Genomic DNA, 18,477 nt, shown 5'->3' with positions numbered 1-18,477 from the left:
GCGCCGTTATTGGTCGGGCGCCTTCGCAGATTGGAGTGGATTTGACCGGCGCGCCGCAACAGCAGCGACCAGCAGCGCAACGGCCGGCGAGCTTCGCCGCGCGCGGGCGCTTTCGCGTCGTCCAATGGCTCCGCGCGGTGCCGATCCGATGGCGCATTCTGTCGATCGCGGGATTGAACTCCGCCGTCGTCATGGTGCTCGCCGTCCTGATCTGGAACGGCGCCAACGTGCTGGGCTCTGCATGGGACGACGTCCGCCAGGTACGGGAATCAGACAAGATCCTGGCGCACCTCGAAAGCGAAACCAGCCGGCTGCAGAACCTGATCCACCGCTACATCAACCAGCCGAGCCCCGAGCTGTTCGCCGAGATCCTGCTGCTGCGAGAGGCCGTACTGGGCACGCTCACGACGCGTGCCTCGAACGACCCGATGCTATCAGGGTCGGTGGAGCGACTCGAACAGGTCACCGACCGCTTCCTCAACGGCTTCGGCGAGCTGCGCGCCGTGCAGGCCACCATCACCAAGACCTATGAGCAGCAGGTGCTGGGGCCGGCCCGGGAGATGGCCGGGCTGTATTCGATCATCGAGGGCGCCACCGGACATCGCGACGCGCAGATCTGGCCCGCGCTCGGAAAGTCGCGCGAGGCGTTTACGGCCATGCTGGTTGCCGCCAACGCCTATTACCTGTCGCCCGCCTCAGGCTCCGCCGAGGACGCCCGCAGGAATACCGAGACGATCGAGAAGACCATCCCGGTGATGACCGATCTGGCGGATAATGATTTGCAGCGCATGGCGCTGACGCGGCTGCAGGCGCGGACGGTGGCGCTGCGCGAGGGCATGGCCAAACTGACCGAGCAACTCGCGGTCCGGACCGAACTGTTGCGCAATACCATCGATGCCAGCCAGGCCGAGGCCATTGCTGTTATCGACGAGCTATCGGACAAGATGCGCCGGCGCGAGCAAAAGGCGCAGGAGACTTTCGACAAGACGCTGTCGGGCATCTCGCGCCGGGTGCTGTCGATCGCCGTGATGTTCCTCGGCATCATCCTGTCCGCCGGCGTCCTGATCGCACTCTCGATCCGCCTGCCGCTGCAGCAGATCCTGGCGGCGATGCACGCGATTACGTCCGGCAATTACGATCGCAGGGTACAGGGCACCACCGCGAGAGACGAGGTCGGCGCCATGGCGCGTGCGGTGGACGTCTTCCGCGAGAACGCCATCGCCAAGCGCGAGACCGAGGACGAGCTGCGCGCCTCGAAGGAAAGAGCCGAGAGCGCACTGCTCGAGCTCAACACCGCGCAGCAGAACCTGATCGACGCCGAGCGGCTGGCGGCGCTCGGCGGGCTGGTCGCCGGCGTCGCCCATGAGGTGAACAACCCGATCGGCATCAGCCTGACGGTGGCGTCGAGCTTTGCGCGCCGGGCTGAAACCTTCGAGTCCGAGTTGCGGACCGAGCCGCTCCGCCGCTCCAAGCTCGACGAGTTCGTCAAGAGCTCGCGTGACGCAGCAGGGCAACTGGTGGCGAACCTGCATCGCGCCGCCGAGCTGATCCAGTCGTTCAAGCAGGTGGCGGTCGACCGCTCGCACGCCGAGCGCCGGCAATTCAACCTGAGCGAAGCCACCGACCAGATCGTCGCGAGCTTGAAGCCGGTATTGAAGAAAGCGGCGATCACGCTGTCGGTCGAGGTGCCGGAAGGGCTTGTGATCGACGGCTATCCCGGCTCCTACGGCCAGATATTAACCAATCTTTTCCTCAATGCCGCCAATCATGCCTTTGCCGATGGCCGGTCCGGGGCGATCACGATCTCGGCCCGGGCGCGCGGCAGCGATGATGTCGAGATCATCTTTGCCGATAACGGGGCCGGAATGACGCCGGACGTGCAACGGCAGGCATTCGACCCGTTCTTTACGACCCGCCGCAACGACGGCGGCACCGGACTGGGCTTGCATATCGTCTATAATCTTGTCACTCAACAGCTCGGCGGCCGGATGATGCTGGAGTCAAGGCTGGGACAAGGCACCACCTTCCGCATTATCATGCCAAAAGTCGCCAAGGGCGGATCGACAGGCGGATCCACGAGTACAGACCAGACAGCAGCCGACGGAACTTCGCAATGGCCGAACAGGACGATGTCCTCCACCTGATCGACGATACCGGCATAGCCCCGGAGGACTCGTCCGCGCGCAAGTGGAAGATCGCCGTCATCGACGACGATGCCGCCGTGCACGAGGGCACCCGCTTCGCGCTCAGCGACTACAGTCTCAACGGCGCGACGCTGGAGATCCTGTCGGCCTACTCCGCGGCCGAAGGCCGCATCTTGATGCGCGACAATCCGGACGTGGCGGCCGTGCTGCTCGACGTCATCATGGAGACCGACGTCGCGGGCCTGGAGCTGGTCGAATACATCCGCAACGAGATCAAGAACGAAACCGTCCGCATCATCCTGCGCACCGGCCAGCCCGGACAGGCGCCCGAGCGACGCGTCATCGTCCAGTACGACATCAACGACTACAAGGCCAAAACCGAGCTGACAGCCGACAAGCTGTTCACCTCGCTGACCGCGGCGCTGCGCAGCTACCAGCAACTCGAGCGCATGGTGCAGACAAGGCGCGGGCTCGAAATCATCATCGACGCCGCCTCGACGCTCTACGATTTCAAATCGATGCAGCGGCTGGCGGAGGGCGTGCTGACGCAGCTCGCCTCGTTGCTCAATGTCGACTGCGCCGGCATTCTGGTGCTGCGCGACGACGGTGCCCCGGGGAGCGAATTCTCGGTGCTGGCGGGCTCGGGCTGTTACAGCCGGTTCATCGGCACGACGAGCTCGAAGGCGCTCGATCCGGACTTGCGGCAAATGGTGGAAGCCGCCTTCCAGCGCCGCAAGAACGAATTCGCCGATCACCGCAGCGTGCTGTATTTGCGCACCGGCTCTGGCCGCGAAGTGGTGGTGCTGTTGCAGGCCGAGCGCCAGCTTTCCGACACCGACCGCGCGCTGGTCGAGATTTTCTCCAGCCGGTTGTCGATCGCGTTCGACAACGTCATCCTCTATCGCCAACTGCACGAGGCCAACACCCAGCTCGAGGACCGCGTCGCCCAGCGCACCCGCGCGCTGATGCAGGCCAACCGCCGCCTTTCGGCGCAATGGCTGCGGCTGCAGCGCGCCAACGGCTTCAAGAACGAAATTCTCGGCACCGTGGCGCACGATTTGAAGAACCCGCTCGGCGTGATCCTCGGCCGCACCGAGATGCTGACCGAATTGATCGGCGCGGGCTCGCCGAAGGAGAACGTCACCGCGCAGGTCGAGCACATCCGCGATGCCACCAAGCGCCTGACCTCGATGGTCGACCACCTGATTTCGGATGCGATGGCGGATGCCTTCGACATCACGATCCGCCGCGAACCGGTCGATGTCGCTGCGCTCGTGACTGAGGTCGCTGATTCCAACCTGCCCTCGGCCGTGAACAAGCAGCAGGCCGTCACAGTATCCGCTCCGCCGAACATCGTTACCATGTGCGACGCCGACCGGATCCGCGAGGCGATCGACAACCTCGTCAGCAACGCCATCAAATATTCGCCGATCGGCGGCAAGATCACGGTCACTGTGAGCCATGAAGGCAGCGACACGGTGATCCGCATCGCCGACCAGGGCGCCGGCCTTTCACCGGAGGATCTCGGCCGGCTGTTCGGCCGCTTCCAGCGGCTCTCGGCCAAGCCGACCGCCGGCGAAAGCTCGACCGGCCTTGGTCTGTCGATCGTCAAACGTATTATCGACATGCATGGCGGCCATGTGACTGCGGAAAGCGCCGGACCCGGGCAGGGATCGACATTTACGGTTACACTGCCTGCGACAGAGACGACATGACCCAGAGCCCGCATATCTTCATCGTCGACGACGAGGCGCCGGCCCGCGAGATGGTCGGCGATTACCTCAAGATGCACGGCTTCGGCGTCACCTTGTGCGACGGCGGAAAGAGCCTGCGCAAGGCGATCGAGAACGCCGTGCCTGACCTCGTCGTGCTCGATCTCAACATGCCCGAGGAAGACGGGCTTTCGATCATTCGCGACCTCAAGAGCCGCATCAACGTCCCCGTCATCATGCTGACGGCGACCGCGAGCCCGATCGACCGTGTCGTCGGCCTCGAGCTCGGCGCCGACGACTACATCGCAAAGCCCTGCGAGCTGCGCGAGCTGATGGCGCGCATCCGCTCCGTGCTTCGCCGCAGCACGCCGCCCAAGGCGGCGACGCCCGAGCCCGCGACGGCCAAGGCAGAGAAGGAACAACTGGTGCGGTTCGGCACCAAATGGCTCGACCTCGAAGCCCAGGCGCTGCGCGACGACGAAGGCAACGAGCATCCGCTGACGGCGTCCGAATTCGGGCTTCTGAAAGTGTTCGCGGCGAACCCGAAGCGGGTGTTGTCGCGCGAGCGGCTGTTGGAATTGGCCAATGCGCGCGACGCCGAAGCCTTCGACCGCGCCGTCGATCTGCGCATCATGCGTATCCGCCGCAAGATCGAGATCGATCCCACCAAGCCCGCCGTGATCCGTACGATCAGAGGCGGCGGCTATTTGTTCTCGCCGACCGGCGAGAAAGGTTAGCTTGCTCTGCGCTTCTGCTGTTGATCCTCATGGTGAGGAGCCGCGAAGCGGCGTCTCGAACCATGTGGCCCGTATGGGGCCTGCATCCTTCGAGACGCGCGTTCCGCGCTCCTCAGGATGAGGGTCTACTGCGCGGAACAAATCCGCGTCTGAAGTCTTCCAATTTTCCGTATATTGAAATTACTGGCCTTTTATCCCCGAATGTTTCGTCGCGGGTCCCGCGACGAAACAATTCTCTGCCGCACGAAACCATTTTCCCCTTTTCGAGCAGACATCCCGAAACGGAGGTTCATTAACAATTCTCCCAACGGAACGCCGCACCTCGTGGCGCAAGGGGAGCCTGTCATGTCGAACGTCATCGCCATCAACGCCGCAGCCAAGAAGTCGATTGCCGCCGCCCGCGCGACATCGGACGAAACGCTGCTGCAGAGTATTGCCAAGGGCGACCGCACGGCGATGCATGTGCTTTACTCCCGCCATAACGTCCGGGTTTACCGCTTCGTGCTGCGCATGGTGCGTGACACCACCGTGGCCGAAGACCTCGTCAGCCAGGTGTTTCTCGACGTGTGGCGGACCGCCGCCCAGTTCGAGGGCCGCTCGCAGGTATCGACCTGGCTGCTGTCGATCGCCCGCTTCAAGGCGCTGACCGCGCTGCGCCAGCGCAAGCATGAGGATATCGAGCAGGAAGACGTGCTGGAGATCGCCGACGAGGCCGACACGCCGGAAGCTTCGCTCGACCGCAGCAACACCAGCGCCATCCTGCGCGCCTGCGTCGCCAAGCTGTCGCCGGCGCATCGCGAGATCATCAACCTGGTCTACTACCACGAGAAGTCGGTGGAAGAGGCCGGCGCGATCATCGGTATTCCCCAGAGCACGGTGAAGACCCGCATGTTCTATGCCCGCAAACAATTGGCCGAGTTGCTTAAGGGCGCCGGCGTGGACAGCATCGCCGCCTAAAGACAAGCGATTTCAGACGGTTAGATTGGAGATAGGGGCAGGAAAACGGGGCGGTTTCGACGGACAAAGATTACTTCCGACGAAACAAATGAAACATTTCACGACATCACCCCGAAAAACTCACCCCCTATACCGATCATCACCGACTTAAACGCCAACGCCGAACAGGAAAGCGAACATGCTGAAGCCGTCCTTCCGCTTTTTCATCGTCCCGCTCGGCGCCGTCGCAACGCTCGCCACCCTGTCGGCCCAGAACGTCCAGCCCCGCGCCCAGCGCGACACCGGTTCGACGTTCGTGCGCGAACAGGTGGTCGATTGCGGCACCAAGAGTCCCAAGGAGGTCTGTGTGATCTCCTACGACAGCGAGACCCCCCGCTGAATTTCCTCTCACCTCCCAAGTTGTAGACCCCAAGCAACCTCCAACGACCCGGCCGGGATGCCCCCCAGCCGGGTCGCTCTGTTTTGGCTCCGGATTCCGTGTACGCGGGCCGAAAGAGTCTCACACGGACGTGACGCCCCCTGAAGCGCCGCCGGCGTAACGCCCTGCCCCATCACCGCGAAGTCCATCAAGCACCCGGCAATGTCTCGCCGGGACCGGTGATGGATGCTTTCGATGCTCAATCTCGTACTCGCGCTGCTCGCAGGTGTCGTCACTGTGGCCGCGCCTTGCACGCTGCCGATGCTGCCCATCCTCCTAGGGGCATCGGTCGGCCAGACCGGCAAGGCGCGGCCGGCAATGATCGCGCTCGGCTTTGTGATGTCATTCTCGATGGTGGCATTGCTGCTGGGCGCGATCACGCGCGCCTTCGATTTCGATCCCAATCATCTGCGCAACGCGGCCGCGATTCTTCTTGTCGGCTTTGGATTATTGATGATCTGGCCGGCGCCGTTCGAATGGCTGTCGGTCCGCATCGGCGGCTTCACCGGTACTACGGCCTCCCGGCAGGGAATGCTCAGCGGCTTCGTGCTCGGCACGACACTCGGCCTGGTCTGGACACCTTGCGCCGGACCGGTGCTGGGCTCGATCCTGACCGTCATCGCCACATCGAAAGACACCGCCTGGGCCAGCCTGCTGCTGGTCGTCTACGCGATCGGCGCAGGCTTGCCGATGCTCGCGATCGCTTATGGCGGCCAGGCCGTCACCACCCGCGTTCGCAGCGTCGCGCGGATCGCGCCGCGGCTGCAGCGGGGATTCGGCGTCGTCGTCATAGCCTTCGCGCTGCTGTCTTACTTCCAATACGACACGCTGATCGTGGCGTGGCTGACCGGATTTTACCCCAATGGCCAGATCGGCCTCTGATTCCAATGGAGACTGCCATGAACGTACGTCTGCTTGCCGCATCCGCTGCCATCGCTGCAGCTTCTCTCGCTGGTTCAGCGTTACCTGCCTTCAGCGGCGACGCGCCACGCGCGCTAGAAAAGCCGTTCACGGTCGCCGCGACGCAGACCACCGCGCCGGAGTTCGTCGGTCTTGGCAATTGGTTCAACTCAGCGCCGCTGAAACTCGTCGATCTCCGCGGCAAGGTCGTGCTGGTGAATTTCTGGACCTATGGCTGCGTCAACTGCGTCAACACGCTCCCGCATGTCACTGCCCTGTACGCCAAATACAGGGACCGCGGGTTCGTCGTTGTCGGCATCCACACGCCGGAATTTCCGTTCGAGCGGTCTGCGTCCAACGTTCAGGCCGCGCTGAAGCGGCACGGTATCACTTATCCGGTGGCGCAAGATAATGACTCGCGAACCTGGAACGCTTACCGCAACCGCTATTGGCCGGCGCAATATATCGTCGACCAGAACGGAAGGATCGTGTTCCAGCACGACGGCGAGGGCCAGTACGAGCAGATCGACCGCACGGTCGCCGGGCTCCTGAACGGTGCGAGCTGAGATCAAGCAACTCAGGCTTGTCACGTTACAGCCACGAGATTTGCCGCTTGACGAGACCGCACCGGTCGTGATGCTTGCCGCCGGCGATGGACGCTGCGGCAAACGAGAATGAAGTCAGGCTACGCAAGGGCACGTCGCTCAACGAGCGGCTGGTTCTTGCAGGCATCGCCGTAGTCTTGTGTTTGATGGCCCTGCCCGGCCTCGATTACCTCGCAAACGGCCAATGGCTTGGCATCGCCGCCCTCTTTGCGTTGCTGTTCGGGTGTCTTCTGCTGGGCGCCGCCCTCTTTGATCGCAACGTCGTCTGGATCATTACGCCAGGCGAAATCCTGATCGGCGAACAGCGTCCATTCGGGAAGGTGCGCCCAAGATTGATCCGGGATGACGAAATATCCGGGATGCGTCTCCGAAAGAGCATCGGCAAATCGGTGGAGTTCACCCTCATCATCGAGACCGAATCGGGCGACACGCTCACCGCACCCCCGCTTCCTGATGTGACCCAGGTGCAAAAAACCACCGCGCAGATCGCGCGGCTGCTTCGGTTGCCTGCTCCCGAATCGGCCGAGAACCCATTCGACGCCGCCAATGCCGCGATACGACTGGGCAAGCCGGTTAGTTCCAAACGTGTCCGGGCGTACAGGGCTCTTCTCGTGCTGCTGGCCTGCTCGTTGAGCCTTCCATTCATCTATGCGCTCTGGAGCGGCAAATTGTCCGCCCTTGGGATCGCAGTTTGGTTGCTCGGCGCGATCATCGCCTTCTTGCTGATCAGACATATCTATCGGGCCACTGCGTTCTGGATTGTCCGCGATGGCGCCATCAGGTTTGAACGCCTGTCGTTGAAGGGTACGATAGAGACGGATACCGTCGCCGGTGACGATGTCGAGCGCATCGACGTCGAAAGCGGCGGCCGGAGGGGCAGCCAGTACGTCATCGCGGTCCGGCTCCGCACGGGCAAGAAGATCCGCAGTCCGGTGCTGGTCGGCAAGGACCAGACCCGTGCGGTGCGGGCCGAGATCAGCAGGCGGCTCGGATTGAATTCATCGCGTAGCGGATAGGCTTGCACGCCAGTCCCGCGCGGCACGCAGGTACAATCGTCGCATCGGGCGTGGTAGGGTACACGCTTGGTTCGGACGCAATTTTCGAAAACTCTAGTTCCGTTTTTGAAAGATATCGCGGCCGGCGAAACTAGCGACGGGTGGTGTCGATGTTCGAAGGCTGGGATGCAGTTGTATTGGCCCGGGCGCAGTTCGCATTCACGATGTCGTTCCACATCATATTTCCCGCCTTCTCGATCGGGCTCGCCAGCTATCTCGCCGTGCTCGAAGCGCTATGGCTCGCGACCGGGCGCGAGGTCTACATCAACCTGTTCAATTACTGGCTGAAGATTTTCGCCGTCGCCTTCGCGATGGGCGTGGTGTCGGGCATCGTGATGTCCTACCAGTTCGGCACCAACTGGTCGGCCTTTTCCGACAAGACCGGCCCGGTGATCGGACCGTTGATGGCCTATGAGGTGCTCACTGCATTCTTCCTCGAGGCGGGTTTCCTCGGTGTGATGCTGTTCGGCCTGAACCGTGTCGGCCCAAAGCTGCATTTTCTGGCGACGCTGATGGTCGCGGTCGGCACGCTGATTTCGGCGTTCTGGATTCTGTCGGCCAATTCCTGGATGCAGACACCGGCCGGCCACACCGTCAATGAGGCCGGTCAGTTCATCGCCGCCGACTGGCTGAAAGTGATCTTCAATCCGTCGTTCCCATACCGTCTCGTGCACATGGTGCTGGCGGCATATCTGACCACGGCGCTGGTGGTCGGTGCGGTCGGCGCATGGCATCTCCTGCGAGACCGCCACCTCGCCGGTCCGCGCGTGATGTTCTCGATGGCGATGTGGATGGCGACGCTGGTGGCGCCGATTCAGATCATCGCCGGGGATCAGCACGGGCTCAACACGCTGGAGCACCAGCCGGTGAAGATCATGGCGATGGAAGGCCACTTCGAGAGCCACAAGCACGGCGCGCCCCTGATCCTGTTCGGCCTGCCCAATCAGAGCACCGGCAGGGTCGACTACGCGGTCGAAGTGCCGAAGCTCGGTTCGCTGATTCTCAAACACTCGACGGATGCGCCGATGGCCGGCCTCGACACGGTCCCGCGCGAAAACTGGCCGCCGGTGGCGATCACGTTCTGGTCGTTCCGGATCATGGTCGGCATGGGACTGCTCATGCTGGCGCTCGGCCTGTTCAGCCTGTTGATGCGCGTTCAGGGCAAGCTCTACGATTCCCGGCTGTTGCACATGTTCGCGGTCGCAATGGCGCCTGCGGGCTTCATCGCCGTGCTCGCAGGCTGGATCACCACCGAAGTCGGCCGCCAGCCGTTCACGGTCTATGGACTGCTGCGCACCGTGGAATCCGCCTCGCCGCTGGCAGCGCCGGCCGTCGCCTCCTCGCTGATCGCCTTCATCATCGTCTATTTCGCGGTGTTCGCGGCCGGCGTGATCTACCTGCTGCGCCTGATGGCAGCGCCGCCGCATCCGGGCGAAGAGGGGCCGTCATCGCACGAGGCGCCGATCCGCACCGCCGGCATCACCCCGGCTGCCCAGGGGGTCGGCTCATGAACATCGCGGTGGACCTGGCCACAGTCTGGGCCTTCATCATAGCCTTTGCCGTGTTCGTCTATGTCGTGATGGACGGCTTCGATCTCGGGCTCGGCATTCTGTTTCCGCTGTTTCCGGACAAGCGCGACCGCGACGTCATCATGAACAGCGTCGCCCCGGTGTGGGACGGCAACGAAACCTGGCTGGTGCTCGGCGGTGGCGGCCTGATGGCGGCCTTCCCGCTCGCCTATGCCGTGCTGATGCCGGCGTTGTACACGCCGATGATTGCGATGCTGCTCGGCCTCGTATTCCGCGGCGTCGCCTTCGAATTCCGCTGGCGCACGACGCGCGCGCGCAACCGATGGGACATCGCCTTTTTCGGCGGGTCGTTGCTGGCGACGCTGGCGCAGGGCATCGCACTCGGCGCCATCCTGCAGGGCGTGCAGGTCGAGGGGCGGCACTATGCCGGCGGCTGGTGGGACTGGCTGACGCCGTTCAGCATGCTGACCGGCGTATCGCTGGTGATCGGCTATTCGCTGCTCGGCGCAACGTGGCTGGTCATGAAGACGGAAGGCGAGTTGCGCGACCGCGCCTATCACCTGAGCTGGGTCCTGTTGCTCGCGATGCTCGGGGCCATCGCCGCGGTCAGCATCGCGACGCCGTTCCTCCATATACAGTACACCGAGCGCTGGTTCGCCTGGCCGAACGTCCTCATGACGGCACAGGTACCGATTTCGGTTGCTGTAGTCACCGCCCTGTTGCTGCGCAGTCTCGCTAACAAATACGACTACCAGCCGTTCTTCCTGACGCTGGCGCTGTTTACGCTGTCCTATGCCGGCCTCGGCATCAGCATGTACCCCTATATCGTGCCGCAGAGCATCACGATCTGGCAGGCGGCGGCGCCGGAAAACAGCCAGCTCTTCATGCTGGTCGGCGTCGCCGGGCTGATCCCGCTGATCCTCGGCTATACCGCCTGGGCCTATTGGGTGTTTCGCGGCAAGGTCAAACCCGAGAGTGGATACCATTGAAGCCCAACGAGCCGACCCCTCGCCCTCTCATGCAGCGCCTGCTGTGGTTTGCCGCGCTCTGGCTCGGCGGCGTCGGCACCGTCGCGCTGATTTCGTTTTGCCTGCGGCTGTGGATCGCGCCGAAATAAGGCAGGCGGGATATCCCATGAATTTGGTAGACGACGAAAATGGACGACATTTCAGTCACGTATCCGCCGCATTCGCCCTAAACTTGCCATCAAGCCAGCCCTGAGATTTGATGGTTCCGCTGATTTGCCAAAGCGCCAAATTTGGCCGCCGCGCCAACAAGGAGAATTTCTGCGATGACAAAATTTCGGCACCTGATCTGGATGGTGATCGCCGCCGGCGGTCTGATCCTTTCAGCCTCTCAGAGCCAGGCGCAGTTGCGGCAACCCGACGTCGGCGACCAGCCCGGCGTGCTTCCCGACGAATCCGTCGAGCTCGATCCGCAGTTCAGGAAGACCGCGGTATTCTATCGCACCAACGAAGCACCGGGCACCATCATCGTCGTCACCGCCGAGCGCCATCTCTATCTGATCCAGGGCAACGGCCGCGCGCTGCGCTACGGCATCGGTGTCGGCCGCGAAGGATTTCAATGGCAGGGACTGGTGAACATCACCCGCAAGGCGGAGTGGCCGGACTGGACGCCGCCGCCGGAGATGATCGCGCGCCAGCCCTATCTGCCGCGTTTCATGGCTGGCGGCCCCGGCAACCCGCTCGGTGCGCGCGCGATGTATCTCGGCACCACCGTCTACCGTATCCACGGCACCAACCGGCCCGACACCATCGGCACCGCCGTCTCCTCCGGCTGCTTCCGGCTGGTCAACGCCGACGTCACCGATCTCTATGAGCGCGTGCCCGTCGGCACCAAAGTGATTATCCGGCAGAAGCCGGAGCTCTAATCCCGCCGCTGTCTGTTCAGACGGTCCATTCTCCTGAAATCGTGAGTTAGAAAATGCTACGGACATTTCGAGGCGGCCTGCTCATCGGGCTGGCGGTCGCAATCGCGGTCGCGGCCGCTGCAATCACCTATGAACGTTACGACACCAAGACGCTGAAGCGGACCATCCGCCGCGGCGAAGTACTGTGCGGCGTCAACAAGGGCCTGCCCGGATTCTCGATCCCCGACGACAAGGGCGACTGGACCGGCTTCGACGTCGATTTCTGTCGCGCGGTAGCCTCGGCGATCTTCGATGATCCCAAGAAGGCAAAATTCGTGGCGCTGGATGCCAACGAGCGCTTCAAGGAGCTGCAGAGCCGCAAGGTCGACATCCTCTCGCGCAACACGACCTGGAGCATGTCCCGCGAGAGCAACTACGCCCTCTATTTCCCGGCGGTCGCCTATTATGACGGCCAGGGCTTCATGCTGCCGCGCTCACGCAACATCGATTCCGCGCTGGACCTCAACAACAGCAAGGTTTGCGTGCAGGAGGGGACGACGACGGTGCTCAATGTCGCCGACCATTTCCGCGCCAACAACATGAAGTATACCGAGGTCAAGTTTCCCAAGCTGGAAGACGTGCTCAAGGCTTACGAGGGCGGCAAGTGCGACACTTTCACCGCCGACGTTTCCCAGCTCTACGCGCTTCGCTTGAACCTGATTCAGCCGAGCGACCACGTCATCCTGCCCGACGTCATCTCCAAGGAGCCGCTCGCGCCTGTGGTGCGCCAGCGCGACGACGACTGGATGATGCTCGTGAAGTGGACGCTGTATGCAATGATCAACGCCGAGGAACTCGGCATCACCTCGAAGAACATCGACGAGGCGCTGAAGTCGAAGAAGCCCGACGTGATGCGGCTGGTCGGCACCGAAGGCGCCTATGGCGAAGATCTCGGCCTGCCCAAGGACTGGGCCGCCCGCATCATCCGCCATGTCGGCAATTACGGCGAGGTCTACGAACGCAATGTCGGCGAAGGATCGAAGCTGAAGATCCCGCGCGGCCTGAATTCGCTGTGGAGCAACGGCGGGATTCAGTACGCCCCGCCGATACGGTAGGTCTCTCAACCACCATAAAATGTCGTCACCCGCGAAGGCGGGTGACCCAGTACGCCGCAGCCCATCGGCTCAAGCATTACCGTCTCTGGAATACTGGGTCGCCCGGTCCCAGTGCGCAATTGCGCACAAGGCCGGGCGATGACAGCGGTGAATGACGAGCCGCTTCGGGACGATCAATACCCCTTCATCCGCGCCAACTGATCGGCGTGGTAATTGCTGTCGCCGAACAATTCCTGGCAGACGCGGGCGCGCTTCATGAAGAAGCCGATGTCGAACTGGTCGGTCATGCCCATGCCGCCGTGCATCTGCACGCCCTCTTGCACCGCCAGCGTCGCCGTGGTGCCGGCCTTGGCTTTTGCGACTGACACTGCCGCGCCAGCGTGCTCGAAATCGCCGTCGAGGGTCTGCAGCGCCTTCAGCACGGCCGCGCGGGTGATCTCGATATCAATATAGAGCTGGGAGGCGCGGTGCTGCAGCGCCTGGAATTCGCCGATCAATTTACCGAACTGCTTGCGCTCCTTCAGATACGTCACGGTGCGGCCGAATACCTCTTCGCTCAGGCCGACCATTTCGGAAGCTACCGCGCCGCGGCCGATATTGAGCACGCCCTCCAATAACGCGCCGCCCTGGTCGACCTCGCCGAGCACCTGATCGGCATTGACCTCGACATTGCTGAATTCGATCCGCGCAGCGTTATGTGCGTCGACCATCACCGTGCGTTCGATCGCAATGCCCCTGGCCTTGGGATCGACCAGAAACAGCGTCAACCCATCGCGTTCGCCGGCCGCGCCGCCAGTGCGCGCCGCGACGATCAGGAGATCGGCGGTGTGGCCGTCGACCACCAACGCCTTGGCGCCGTTCAGCTTGAAGCCGTTGCCGGAGCGCACCGCCTGCAAATTGATCTGCAGCGGGCGATGTTTTGCACCTTCATCGATCGCGAGCGCCGCCAGCAGCGATCCGTCCGCAATCCTCGGCAGATGTGCGGACTTTTGCGCGTCATTTCCACTGCGCGACAGCGCCGACGCCGCCAGCACCGCGGTCGACAGGAACGGCGACGGCATCAGGGTGCGGCCGATTTCCTCCATCACGATGCCGGCCTCGACGCAGCCGAGCCCGCTGCCGCCAAAATTTTCGGGCACCAGCAGGCCGGAAAAGCCCATCTCGGCAAACGCCTTCCAGAGCTCGCGGGAAAAGCCCGTTTCGTCCTTGCTGTCGCGCAAGCTGCGCAGATGCGACACCGGCGCCTTGTCGCTGATGAGGCCGCGCGCGCTGTCGCGCAGCATGGATTGTTCTTCGGTGAGGACGAGGGGCATCGATGATTTCCGCTAGAGTAATTTTCGACTGATTTCGCTATTGATCCTCATGGTGAGGAGGCGCCTTGGCGCCGTCTCGAACCATGAGGCCGATATGGGGGCCTCATCCTTCGAGACGCGCTTCGCGCTCCTCAGGATGAGGGACTCAGGCCTCACGCCCCCGGCAGATCGAGGATGCGCTTGGCGACGATGCCGAGCATCACCTCGCTGGTGCCGCCTTCGATCGAGTTGGCCTTGGTGCGCAGCCAGGCGCGCGGACGGGCGCCGCCTCTGGAGCGCTCGCTTTCCCATTCCAGCGCATCGATGCCGCCGGCCGACATCAGGATTTCGTGGCGGCGCTTGTTGAGCTCGGTGCCGTAATACTTCATCGCCGAGGAGAACGCCGGATGCGATTGTCCGGCTTTCGCGAGATCAACGGCGCGCTCAGCCACCGCCGCAAACGCCGCCTCGTCGATGTCGAACGCCGCAATCTGGCCGCGCAGCACGGCATCGTCGAGCCGGCCGGAATCATCGCTGCCGACGGAGTCGGCTGCGACCTGGCCGAGCGGACGGCCGATACCGCGCTCTCCAGTGCCCGAGATCATCGCGCGCTCATGCTGCAGCAGATATTTTGCAACATCCCAGCCGCGGTTGACCTGGCCGACCACATGCGATTTCGGCACCCGCACGTTGTCGAAGAAGGTTTCGCAGAACGGCGAATAACCGGAGATCAGAAGAATCGGCTTGGTCGACACGCCCTTCGAGGCCATGTCGAACAGGATGAAACTGATGCCGTCATGCTTCTTCGCGGCGGGATCGGTACGCACCAGACAGAAAATCCAGTCGGCGTAGTTCGCATACGACGTCCAGATCTTCTGGCCGTTGATGATGTAGTCGTCGCCGTCGCTATCGGCGCGGGTTTGCAGCGAGGCGAGGTCCGATCCGGCGTTCGGCTCGGAATAGCCCTGGCACCAGCGGATCAGTCCCGCGGCGATGTCAGGCAGGTGCTCTTTCTTCTGCGCCTCGGTGCCGTACTTCAACAGCGCCGGCCCAAGCATCCAGATGCCGAAGCTCGAAAGCGGCGAGCGCACGCCCATCGCCGCCATTTCTTCACGCAGCACCTTGTGCTCGGCAGGCTCCAGCCCTCCGCCACCATATTCCTTCGGCCAATCCGGCACGGTCCAGCCCTTGTCGCGCATCCGCTCAAACCAGACGCGCTGCGGCTCGGAGGAGAATTTGGCGTTGCGACCGCCCCAGTAGGTATCGCTTTCGGAGGTCATCGGCCGTCGCATTTCCGGCGGACAATTGGCCTCCAGCCAGGCGCGGGTTTCACGGCGGAATGTTTCCAGGTCGGACATATCAGGCGCTTCCATATGGGAATGTTTGGAAGTGACCTTAGCCCTCGCGTTGCGGAATTCAATATATGTCTGACATCAGGCCATGCCGCTCTGGCGGTGGTCACGATGCCCGATCGGGTGTATGCGCTAGACGATAACAATTGAAAAACAAGGGGAAACAGGCATGCGGCTGAAGTTGCTTTCGCCAGGCGAAATGAGCGCCGCGCAAAAAGAAACCTATGACGAGGCCATCGCCGGCAAGCGCGGCGCCCCTCCGGCACCGATGATGGCCTGGCTCAACAGCCCAGAGATGGCGCAGCACGCCACGCGGCTCGGAGAGCAGCTTCGTTTCAACACGATGTTTCCCGCAAAACTTTCCGAGATCGCGATCCTCGTCACTGCGCGGCACTGGACGTCGCATTACGAATGGTATGCGCACAAGCGCCTGGCGCTGAAGGGCGGCATGGATCCGAAAATCATCGAGGACATCCGCGACCGCCGCACGCCCGTCTTCGATGACCCCAAGGGCCGGATGATCTACGATCTCGCCAAGTCGCTGCATGAGGGCCACGGCGTGTCGCAAGCGCTGTATGACGAAGCGGTAAAAGTGCTCACCGAACGCGGGATTGTCGAGGTGATCGGGCTGTGCGGCTATTACACGATGGTCTCGATGACGCTGAACACGTTTGAGTTCGGGCTGCCGGACGGCGAGGTATCGGATCTTGTGTAACGAGAATCCGCGCCTACGTGTCCCGGACGCAGTGCAGCGCTTCTTCAGCGGTGCACTGCAGAGCCGGGACCCATGCGGGCGCGCGCCATAGGCCCCGGCTTAGCAGCGCACCGCTTCGCGCCGGGCAGCATCCGGGGCACGTCACCTTCCGAATGGAGACAACACATGCCCCAATCCCCACCCATCGTCGCCGGCACGCGGATCGGGCATGTCCATCTCAAGGTCGCCGATCTCGAACGCGCGCTCGGCTTTTATTGCGGCGTGCTCGGCTTTGAGGTGATGCAACGGATGGGTTCTGGCGCGGCATTCATTTCGGCCGGCGGTTATCACCATCACATCGGCCTCAACACCTGGGAAAGCAAAGGCGGCCATCCGCCGCCGCCAGGCACCACCGGCCTGTTTCACACCGCCATTCTCTATCCCACCCGCGCAGCGCTGGCGGATGCGCTGTATCGTGTGATCCAGGCCGGCATCGAGCTCGACGGCGCCAGCGACCATGGCGTCAGCGAAGCGCTCTATTTGCGCGATCCCGACCAGAACGGCGTCGAACTCTATCGCGACCGGCCGAAAGAAGAATGGCCCCGCGCGCCCGATGGCTCGCTCGCGATGTTCACCAAGCGGCTGGATCTGGAGGATTTGCTGCGGCAGCGGGAGGCGTAGACGGGAGGCGCAGACCCCGTAGCCCGGATGAGCGTAGCGACATCCGGGATTGCAGCGACACCGGTCCCGGATGTCGCTTCGCTCATCCGGGCTACGTCTTTCTGTGGCCACGGATCATGATCAGGGCCGCCGCCGTCAGCTCCACCCCAATGCACCCGTAGAACGGCAGCGTGTAACTCCCGGACAGATCCCGCAACAATCCCACTACGCCGGGACCGAACGCATACGTGATCTGGTTGATCGCCGTGATCAAACTGACCAGCACGCCGAATGAACGCGGATCGAACTCGCGCTGCACGATCAGGGCCGGCAGTGTGATCAGGTTGCCGACGGAAAAGCCGAACAGCGCACAGGCTGCGATCAGCACGTAATCGTTATGCACATTGATGACGATGAGCAGCGCCACCGCCTGGCTGACGAAGGAAAGCGAGGACGCCAGCCGCTGGTTCATCCGGTCGATCACGAAGGAAAACAGCACACGGCCGACCACCGCCATCGCCGTCAACAGCGCCACCGCGATCGCCGCGCGCTGCCGCCCGATCACCGAGTCCAGAAATGCGATCAGGTGGACGATGAAGCCGACCTGCGCGAACAGCACCAGCGCGAACGCCGACGACACCGAGAGAAAGCCGATGTCGCGAAAGGCGCGTGCGCGAATTTGCGTCGGCGACGGCGCGTCGGCAGCCTCTAACCCGCTCGCACTCAGATGAAGCGGCGGCCGTCCGACCAAGAGCAGGATCACCGGCACCATCAACGCAACCATTACGATGGCCGACGCCATCATCGCGCCAGAGAAGCCGAAATAGCCGATCGCGGTCACCAGCAGCGGCACGCCGACGATGCCGCCAAAGCTCGCGCCGTTCAGCGCCAGGCTGATCGCCATGCCGCGCTTGTTGTCGAACCACAGCCCCAGCGTATTGGTGATGATGCCGAGGCTGGTGCCGGCCCAGCCGAACGCGAGTACGGCGTTCGCAAGGTAAAGCTGCCAGGGTTCGCGCACCTGACCGATCGAGATCGCGGCCGCGGCCATCGCGAATGTCCCCGCGATCAGGCAACTGCGCGGACCGAACGCTTTGATCGCCTCGCTGACGAACGCGACCAGCAGCGCGCCGAACAGATAGAAGAACGTGGTGCCGGACGAAATCAGCGACGCCGGCCAGCCGTGCAGCCGCTGCAACTCGGCGACATAGACGCTCTGGCCGTAGAAGCCGAGCCCCCAGCCGAAGGTTGCCAGCAGGAAGCACACGACGACGATGCGCCAGCCGTCGTAGCGGATCGAGGTCTCGTCGATGGTGGCGTAGTTGCGAGCGTCCAACGTCGTTTGCTTCTCTTTGCTATTTCTCACGTCGTCATGCCCGGGCTTGCCCCGGGCATCCACGTCCTTCCTGCGGCGGTCAAAGACGTGGATGGCCGGGA

At 63.1% G+C, this 18,477-nt stretch carries 18 protein-coding genes; 15 read left to right on the top strand and 3 right to left on the bottom strand.

What is annotated here, in order from left to right:
- Window positions 1-137 precede the first annotated feature (137 nt).
- The 13 genes from V1292_RS10335 to V1292_RS10275 all read left to right on the top strand — a co-directional run bounded on the left by V1292_RS10335 (window position 138) and on the right by V1292_RS10275 (window position 13,042).
- The gene (locus V1292_RS10335) at window positions 138-2,144 is read left to right on the top strand and encodes a sensor histidine kinase (protein ID WP_334376990.1); all 2,007 of its coding nucleotides are present in this window, start codon (window positions 138-140) and stop codon (window positions 2,142-2,144) included.
- A complete protein-coding gene (locus V1292_RS10330; RefSeq protein ID WP_334372270.1) occupies window positions 2,114-3,859 on the top strand; it encodes an ATP-binding response regulator in 1,746 nt (581 codons plus the stop codon). Before V1292_RS10335 ends, V1292_RS10330 begins: the two co-directional genes overlap by 31 nt.
- Complete coding sequence (locus V1292_RS10325; RefSeq protein WP_334372268.1) at window positions 3,856-4,593, top strand: response regulator; 738 nt, start codon at window positions 3,856-3,858, stop codon at window positions 4,591-4,593. Before V1292_RS10330 ends, V1292_RS10325 begins: the two co-directional genes overlap by 4 nt.
- A 345-nt stretch (window positions 4,594-4,938) precedes the next feature.
- A complete protein-coding gene (locus V1292_RS10320; RefSeq protein ID WP_334372266.1) occupies window positions 4,939-5,550 on the top strand; it encodes a sigma-70 family RNA polymerase sigma factor in 612 nt (203 codons plus the stop codon).
- A 178-nt stretch (window positions 5,551-5,728) separates the two neighbouring features.
- Window positions 5,729-5,929: a hypothetical protein gene (locus tag V1292_RS10315; RefSeq protein ID WP_334372265.1), complete on the top strand. Its 201-nt coding sequence runs from the start codon at window positions 5,729-5,731 to the stop codon at window positions 5,927-5,929.
- 234 nt (window positions 5,930-6,163) lie between these two features.
- A complete protein-coding gene (locus V1292_RS10310) occupies window positions 6,164-6,850 on the top strand; it encodes a cytochrome c biogenesis CcdA family protein (protein ID WP_334372264.1) in 687 nt (228 codons plus the stop codon).
- A gap of 17 nt (window positions 6,851-6,867) precedes the next feature.
- Entirely contained in the window at window positions 6,868-7,434 is a 567-nt protein-coding gene (locus V1292_RS10305; RefSeq protein ID WP_334372262.1) for a thioredoxin family protein, read from the top strand.
- A gap of 86 nt (window positions 7,435-7,520) precedes the next feature.
- Window positions 7,521-8,489 carry a hypothetical protein gene (locus V1292_RS10300; RefSeq protein WP_334372260.1) on the top strand — a complete coding sequence of 323 codons (969 nt, stop codon included), beginning with the start codon at window positions 7,521-7,523 and terminating at the stop codon, window positions 8,487-8,489.
- 149 nt (window positions 8,490-8,638) lie between these two features.
- Complete coding sequence (locus tag V1292_RS10295) at window positions 8,639-10,039, top strand: cytochrome ubiquinol oxidase subunit I (RefSeq protein ID WP_334372258.1); 1,401 nt, start codon at window positions 8,639-8,641, stop codon at window positions 10,037-10,039.
- Window positions 10,036-11,046 carry a cytochrome d ubiquinol oxidase subunit II gene (gene cydB / locus V1292_RS10290; protein WP_334372256.1) on the top strand — a complete coding sequence of 337 codons (1,011 nt, stop codon included), beginning with the start codon at window positions 10,036-10,038 and terminating at the stop codon, window positions 11,044-11,046. The genes V1292_RS10295 and cydB overlap by 4 nt, the downstream gene beginning before the upstream one ends.
- A 29-nt stretch (window positions 11,047-11,075) precedes the next feature.
- Window positions 11,076-11,174, top strand: coding sequence for a DUF2474 domain-containing protein (locus V1292_RS10285; RefSeq protein ID WP_197427214.1), 99 nt, complete (start codon window positions 11,076-11,078; stop codon window positions 11,172-11,174).
- 174 nt (window positions 11,175-11,348) lie between these two features.
- Window positions 11,349-11,948, top strand: a complete 600-nt coding sequence (locus tag V1292_RS10280; protein ID WP_334372254.1) for a L,D-transpeptidase — start codon at window positions 11,349-11,351, stop codon at window positions 11,946-11,948.
- Between the two features lie 53 nt (window positions 11,949-12,001).
- On the top strand, window positions 12,002-13,042 hold the full coding sequence (locus tag V1292_RS10275; RefSeq protein ID WP_334372253.1) for an amino acid ABC transporter substrate-binding protein: 1,041 nt from the start codon (window positions 12,002-12,004) through the stop codon (window positions 13,040-13,042).
- 173 nt (window positions 13,043-13,215) lie between these two features.
- Here V1292_RS10275 and V1292_RS10270 read toward each other — a convergent pair whose 3' ends face one another.
- Window positions 13,216-14,355, bottom strand: coding sequence for an acyl-CoA dehydrogenase family protein (locus V1292_RS10270; protein ID WP_334372252.1), 1,140 nt, complete (start codon window positions 14,353-14,355; stop codon window positions 13,216-13,218).
- 152 nt (window positions 14,356-14,507) lie between these two features.
- Entirely contained in the window at window positions 14,508-15,692 is a 1,185-nt protein-coding gene (locus V1292_RS10265; RefSeq protein WP_334372251.1) for an acyl-CoA dehydrogenase family protein, read from the bottom strand.
- Window positions 15,693-15,855: 163 nt separating this feature from the next.
- Between V1292_RS10265 and V1292_RS10260 the strand changes: the two genes are divergently transcribed.
- Together V1292_RS10260 and V1292_RS10255 are read left to right on the top strand one after the other, a co-directional pair.
- On the top strand, window positions 15,856-16,401 hold the full coding sequence (locus tag V1292_RS10260; RefSeq protein WP_334372250.1) for a carboxymuconolactone decarboxylase family protein: 546 nt from the start codon (window positions 15,856-15,858) through the stop codon (window positions 16,399-16,401).
- A 165-nt stretch (window positions 16,402-16,566) separates the two neighbouring features.
- Window positions 16,567-17,061: a VOC family protein gene (locus V1292_RS10255; protein ID WP_334372248.1), complete on the top strand. Its 495-nt coding sequence runs from the start codon at window positions 16,567-16,569 to the stop codon at window positions 17,059-17,061.
- Window positions 17,062-17,152: 91 nt separating this feature from the next.
- Here the strand turns inward: V1292_RS10255 and V1292_RS10250 are convergent, their stop codons facing one another.
- Window positions 17,153-18,406 (bottom strand): MFS transporter, encoded by a 1,254-nt coding sequence (locus tag V1292_RS10250; RefSeq protein ID WP_334372246.1) that lies wholly within the window; start codon window positions 18,404-18,406, stop codon window positions 17,153-17,155.
- Window positions 18,407-18,477 lie beyond the last annotated feature (71 nt).

The organism is Bradyrhizobium sp. AZCC 1719 (genome assembly GCF_036924525.1).
Lineage (GTDB): Bacteria > Pseudomonadota > Alphaproteobacteria > Rhizobiales > Xanthobacteraceae > Bradyrhizobium.
The sequence above is the reverse complement of the archived record's forward strand: the minus strand, read 5'-3'. Positions and strand labels throughout refer to the sequence as shown.

What these genes read in the sequence shown, in the direction of transcription:
- V1292_RS10330 (WP_334372270.1), top strand. Translation starts at nt 2,114, where the DNA reads ATGGCCGAACAGGACGATGTCCTCCACCTGATCGACGATACCGGCATA.
- V1292_RS10325 (WP_334372268.1), top strand. Translation starts at nt 3,856, where the DNA reads ATGACCCAGAGCCCGCATATCTTCATCGTCGACGACGAGGCGCCGGCC.
- V1292_RS10320 (WP_334372266.1), top strand. Translation starts at nt 4,939, where the DNA reads ATGTCGAACGTCATCGCCATCAACGCCGCAGCCAAGAAGTCGATTGCC.
- V1292_RS10315 (WP_334372265.1), top strand. Translation starts at nt 5,729, where the DNA reads ATGCTGAAGCCGTCCTTCCGCTTTTTCATCGTCCCGCTCGGCGCCGTC.
- V1292_RS10310 (WP_334372264.1), top strand. Translation starts at nt 6,164, where the DNA reads ATGCTCAATCTCGTACTCGCGCTGCTCGCAGGTGTCGTCACTGTGGCC.
- V1292_RS10305 (WP_334372262.1), top strand. Translation starts at nt 6,868, where the DNA reads ATGAACGTACGTCTGCTTGCCGCATCCGCTGCCATCGCTGCAGCTTCT.
- V1292_RS10300 (WP_334372260.1), top strand. Translation starts at nt 7,521, where the DNA reads ATGGACGCTGCGGCAAACGAGAATGAAGTCAGGCTACGCAAGGGCACG.
- V1292_RS10295 (WP_334372258.1), top strand. Translation starts at nt 8,639, where the DNA reads ATGTTCGAAGGCTGGGATGCAGTTGTATTGGCCCGGGCGCAGTTCGCA.
- cydB (WP_334372256.1), top strand. Translation starts at nt 10,036, where the DNA reads ATGAACATCGCGGTGGACCTGGCCACAGTCTGGGCCTTCATCATAGCC.
- V1292_RS10285 (WP_197427214.1), top strand. Translation starts at nt 11,076, where the DNA reads ATGCAGCGCCTGCTGTGGTTTGCCGCGCTCTGGCTCGGCGGCGTCGGC.
- V1292_RS10280 (WP_334372254.1), top strand. Translation starts at nt 11,349, where the DNA reads ATGACAAAATTTCGGCACCTGATCTGGATGGTGATCGCCGCCGGCGGT.
- V1292_RS10275 (WP_334372253.1), top strand. Translation starts at nt 12,002, where the DNA reads ATGCTACGGACATTTCGAGGCGGCCTGCTCATCGGGCTGGCGGTCGCA.
- V1292_RS10270 (WP_334372252.1), bottom strand. Translation starts at nt 14,355, where the DNA reads ATGCCCCTCGTCCTCACCGAAGAACAATCCATGCTGCGCGACAGCGCG.
- V1292_RS10265 (WP_334372251.1), bottom strand. Translation starts at nt 15,692, where the DNA reads ATGTCCGACCTGGAAACATTCCGCCGTGAAACCCGCGCCTGGCTGGAG.
- V1292_RS10260 (WP_334372250.1), top strand. Translation starts at nt 15,856, where the DNA reads ATGCGGCTGAAGTTGCTTTCGCCAGGCGAAATGAGCGCCGCGCAAAAA.
- V1292_RS10255 (WP_334372248.1), top strand. Translation starts at nt 16,567, where the DNA reads ATGCCCCAATCCCCACCCATCGTCGCCGGCACGCGGATCGGGCATGTC.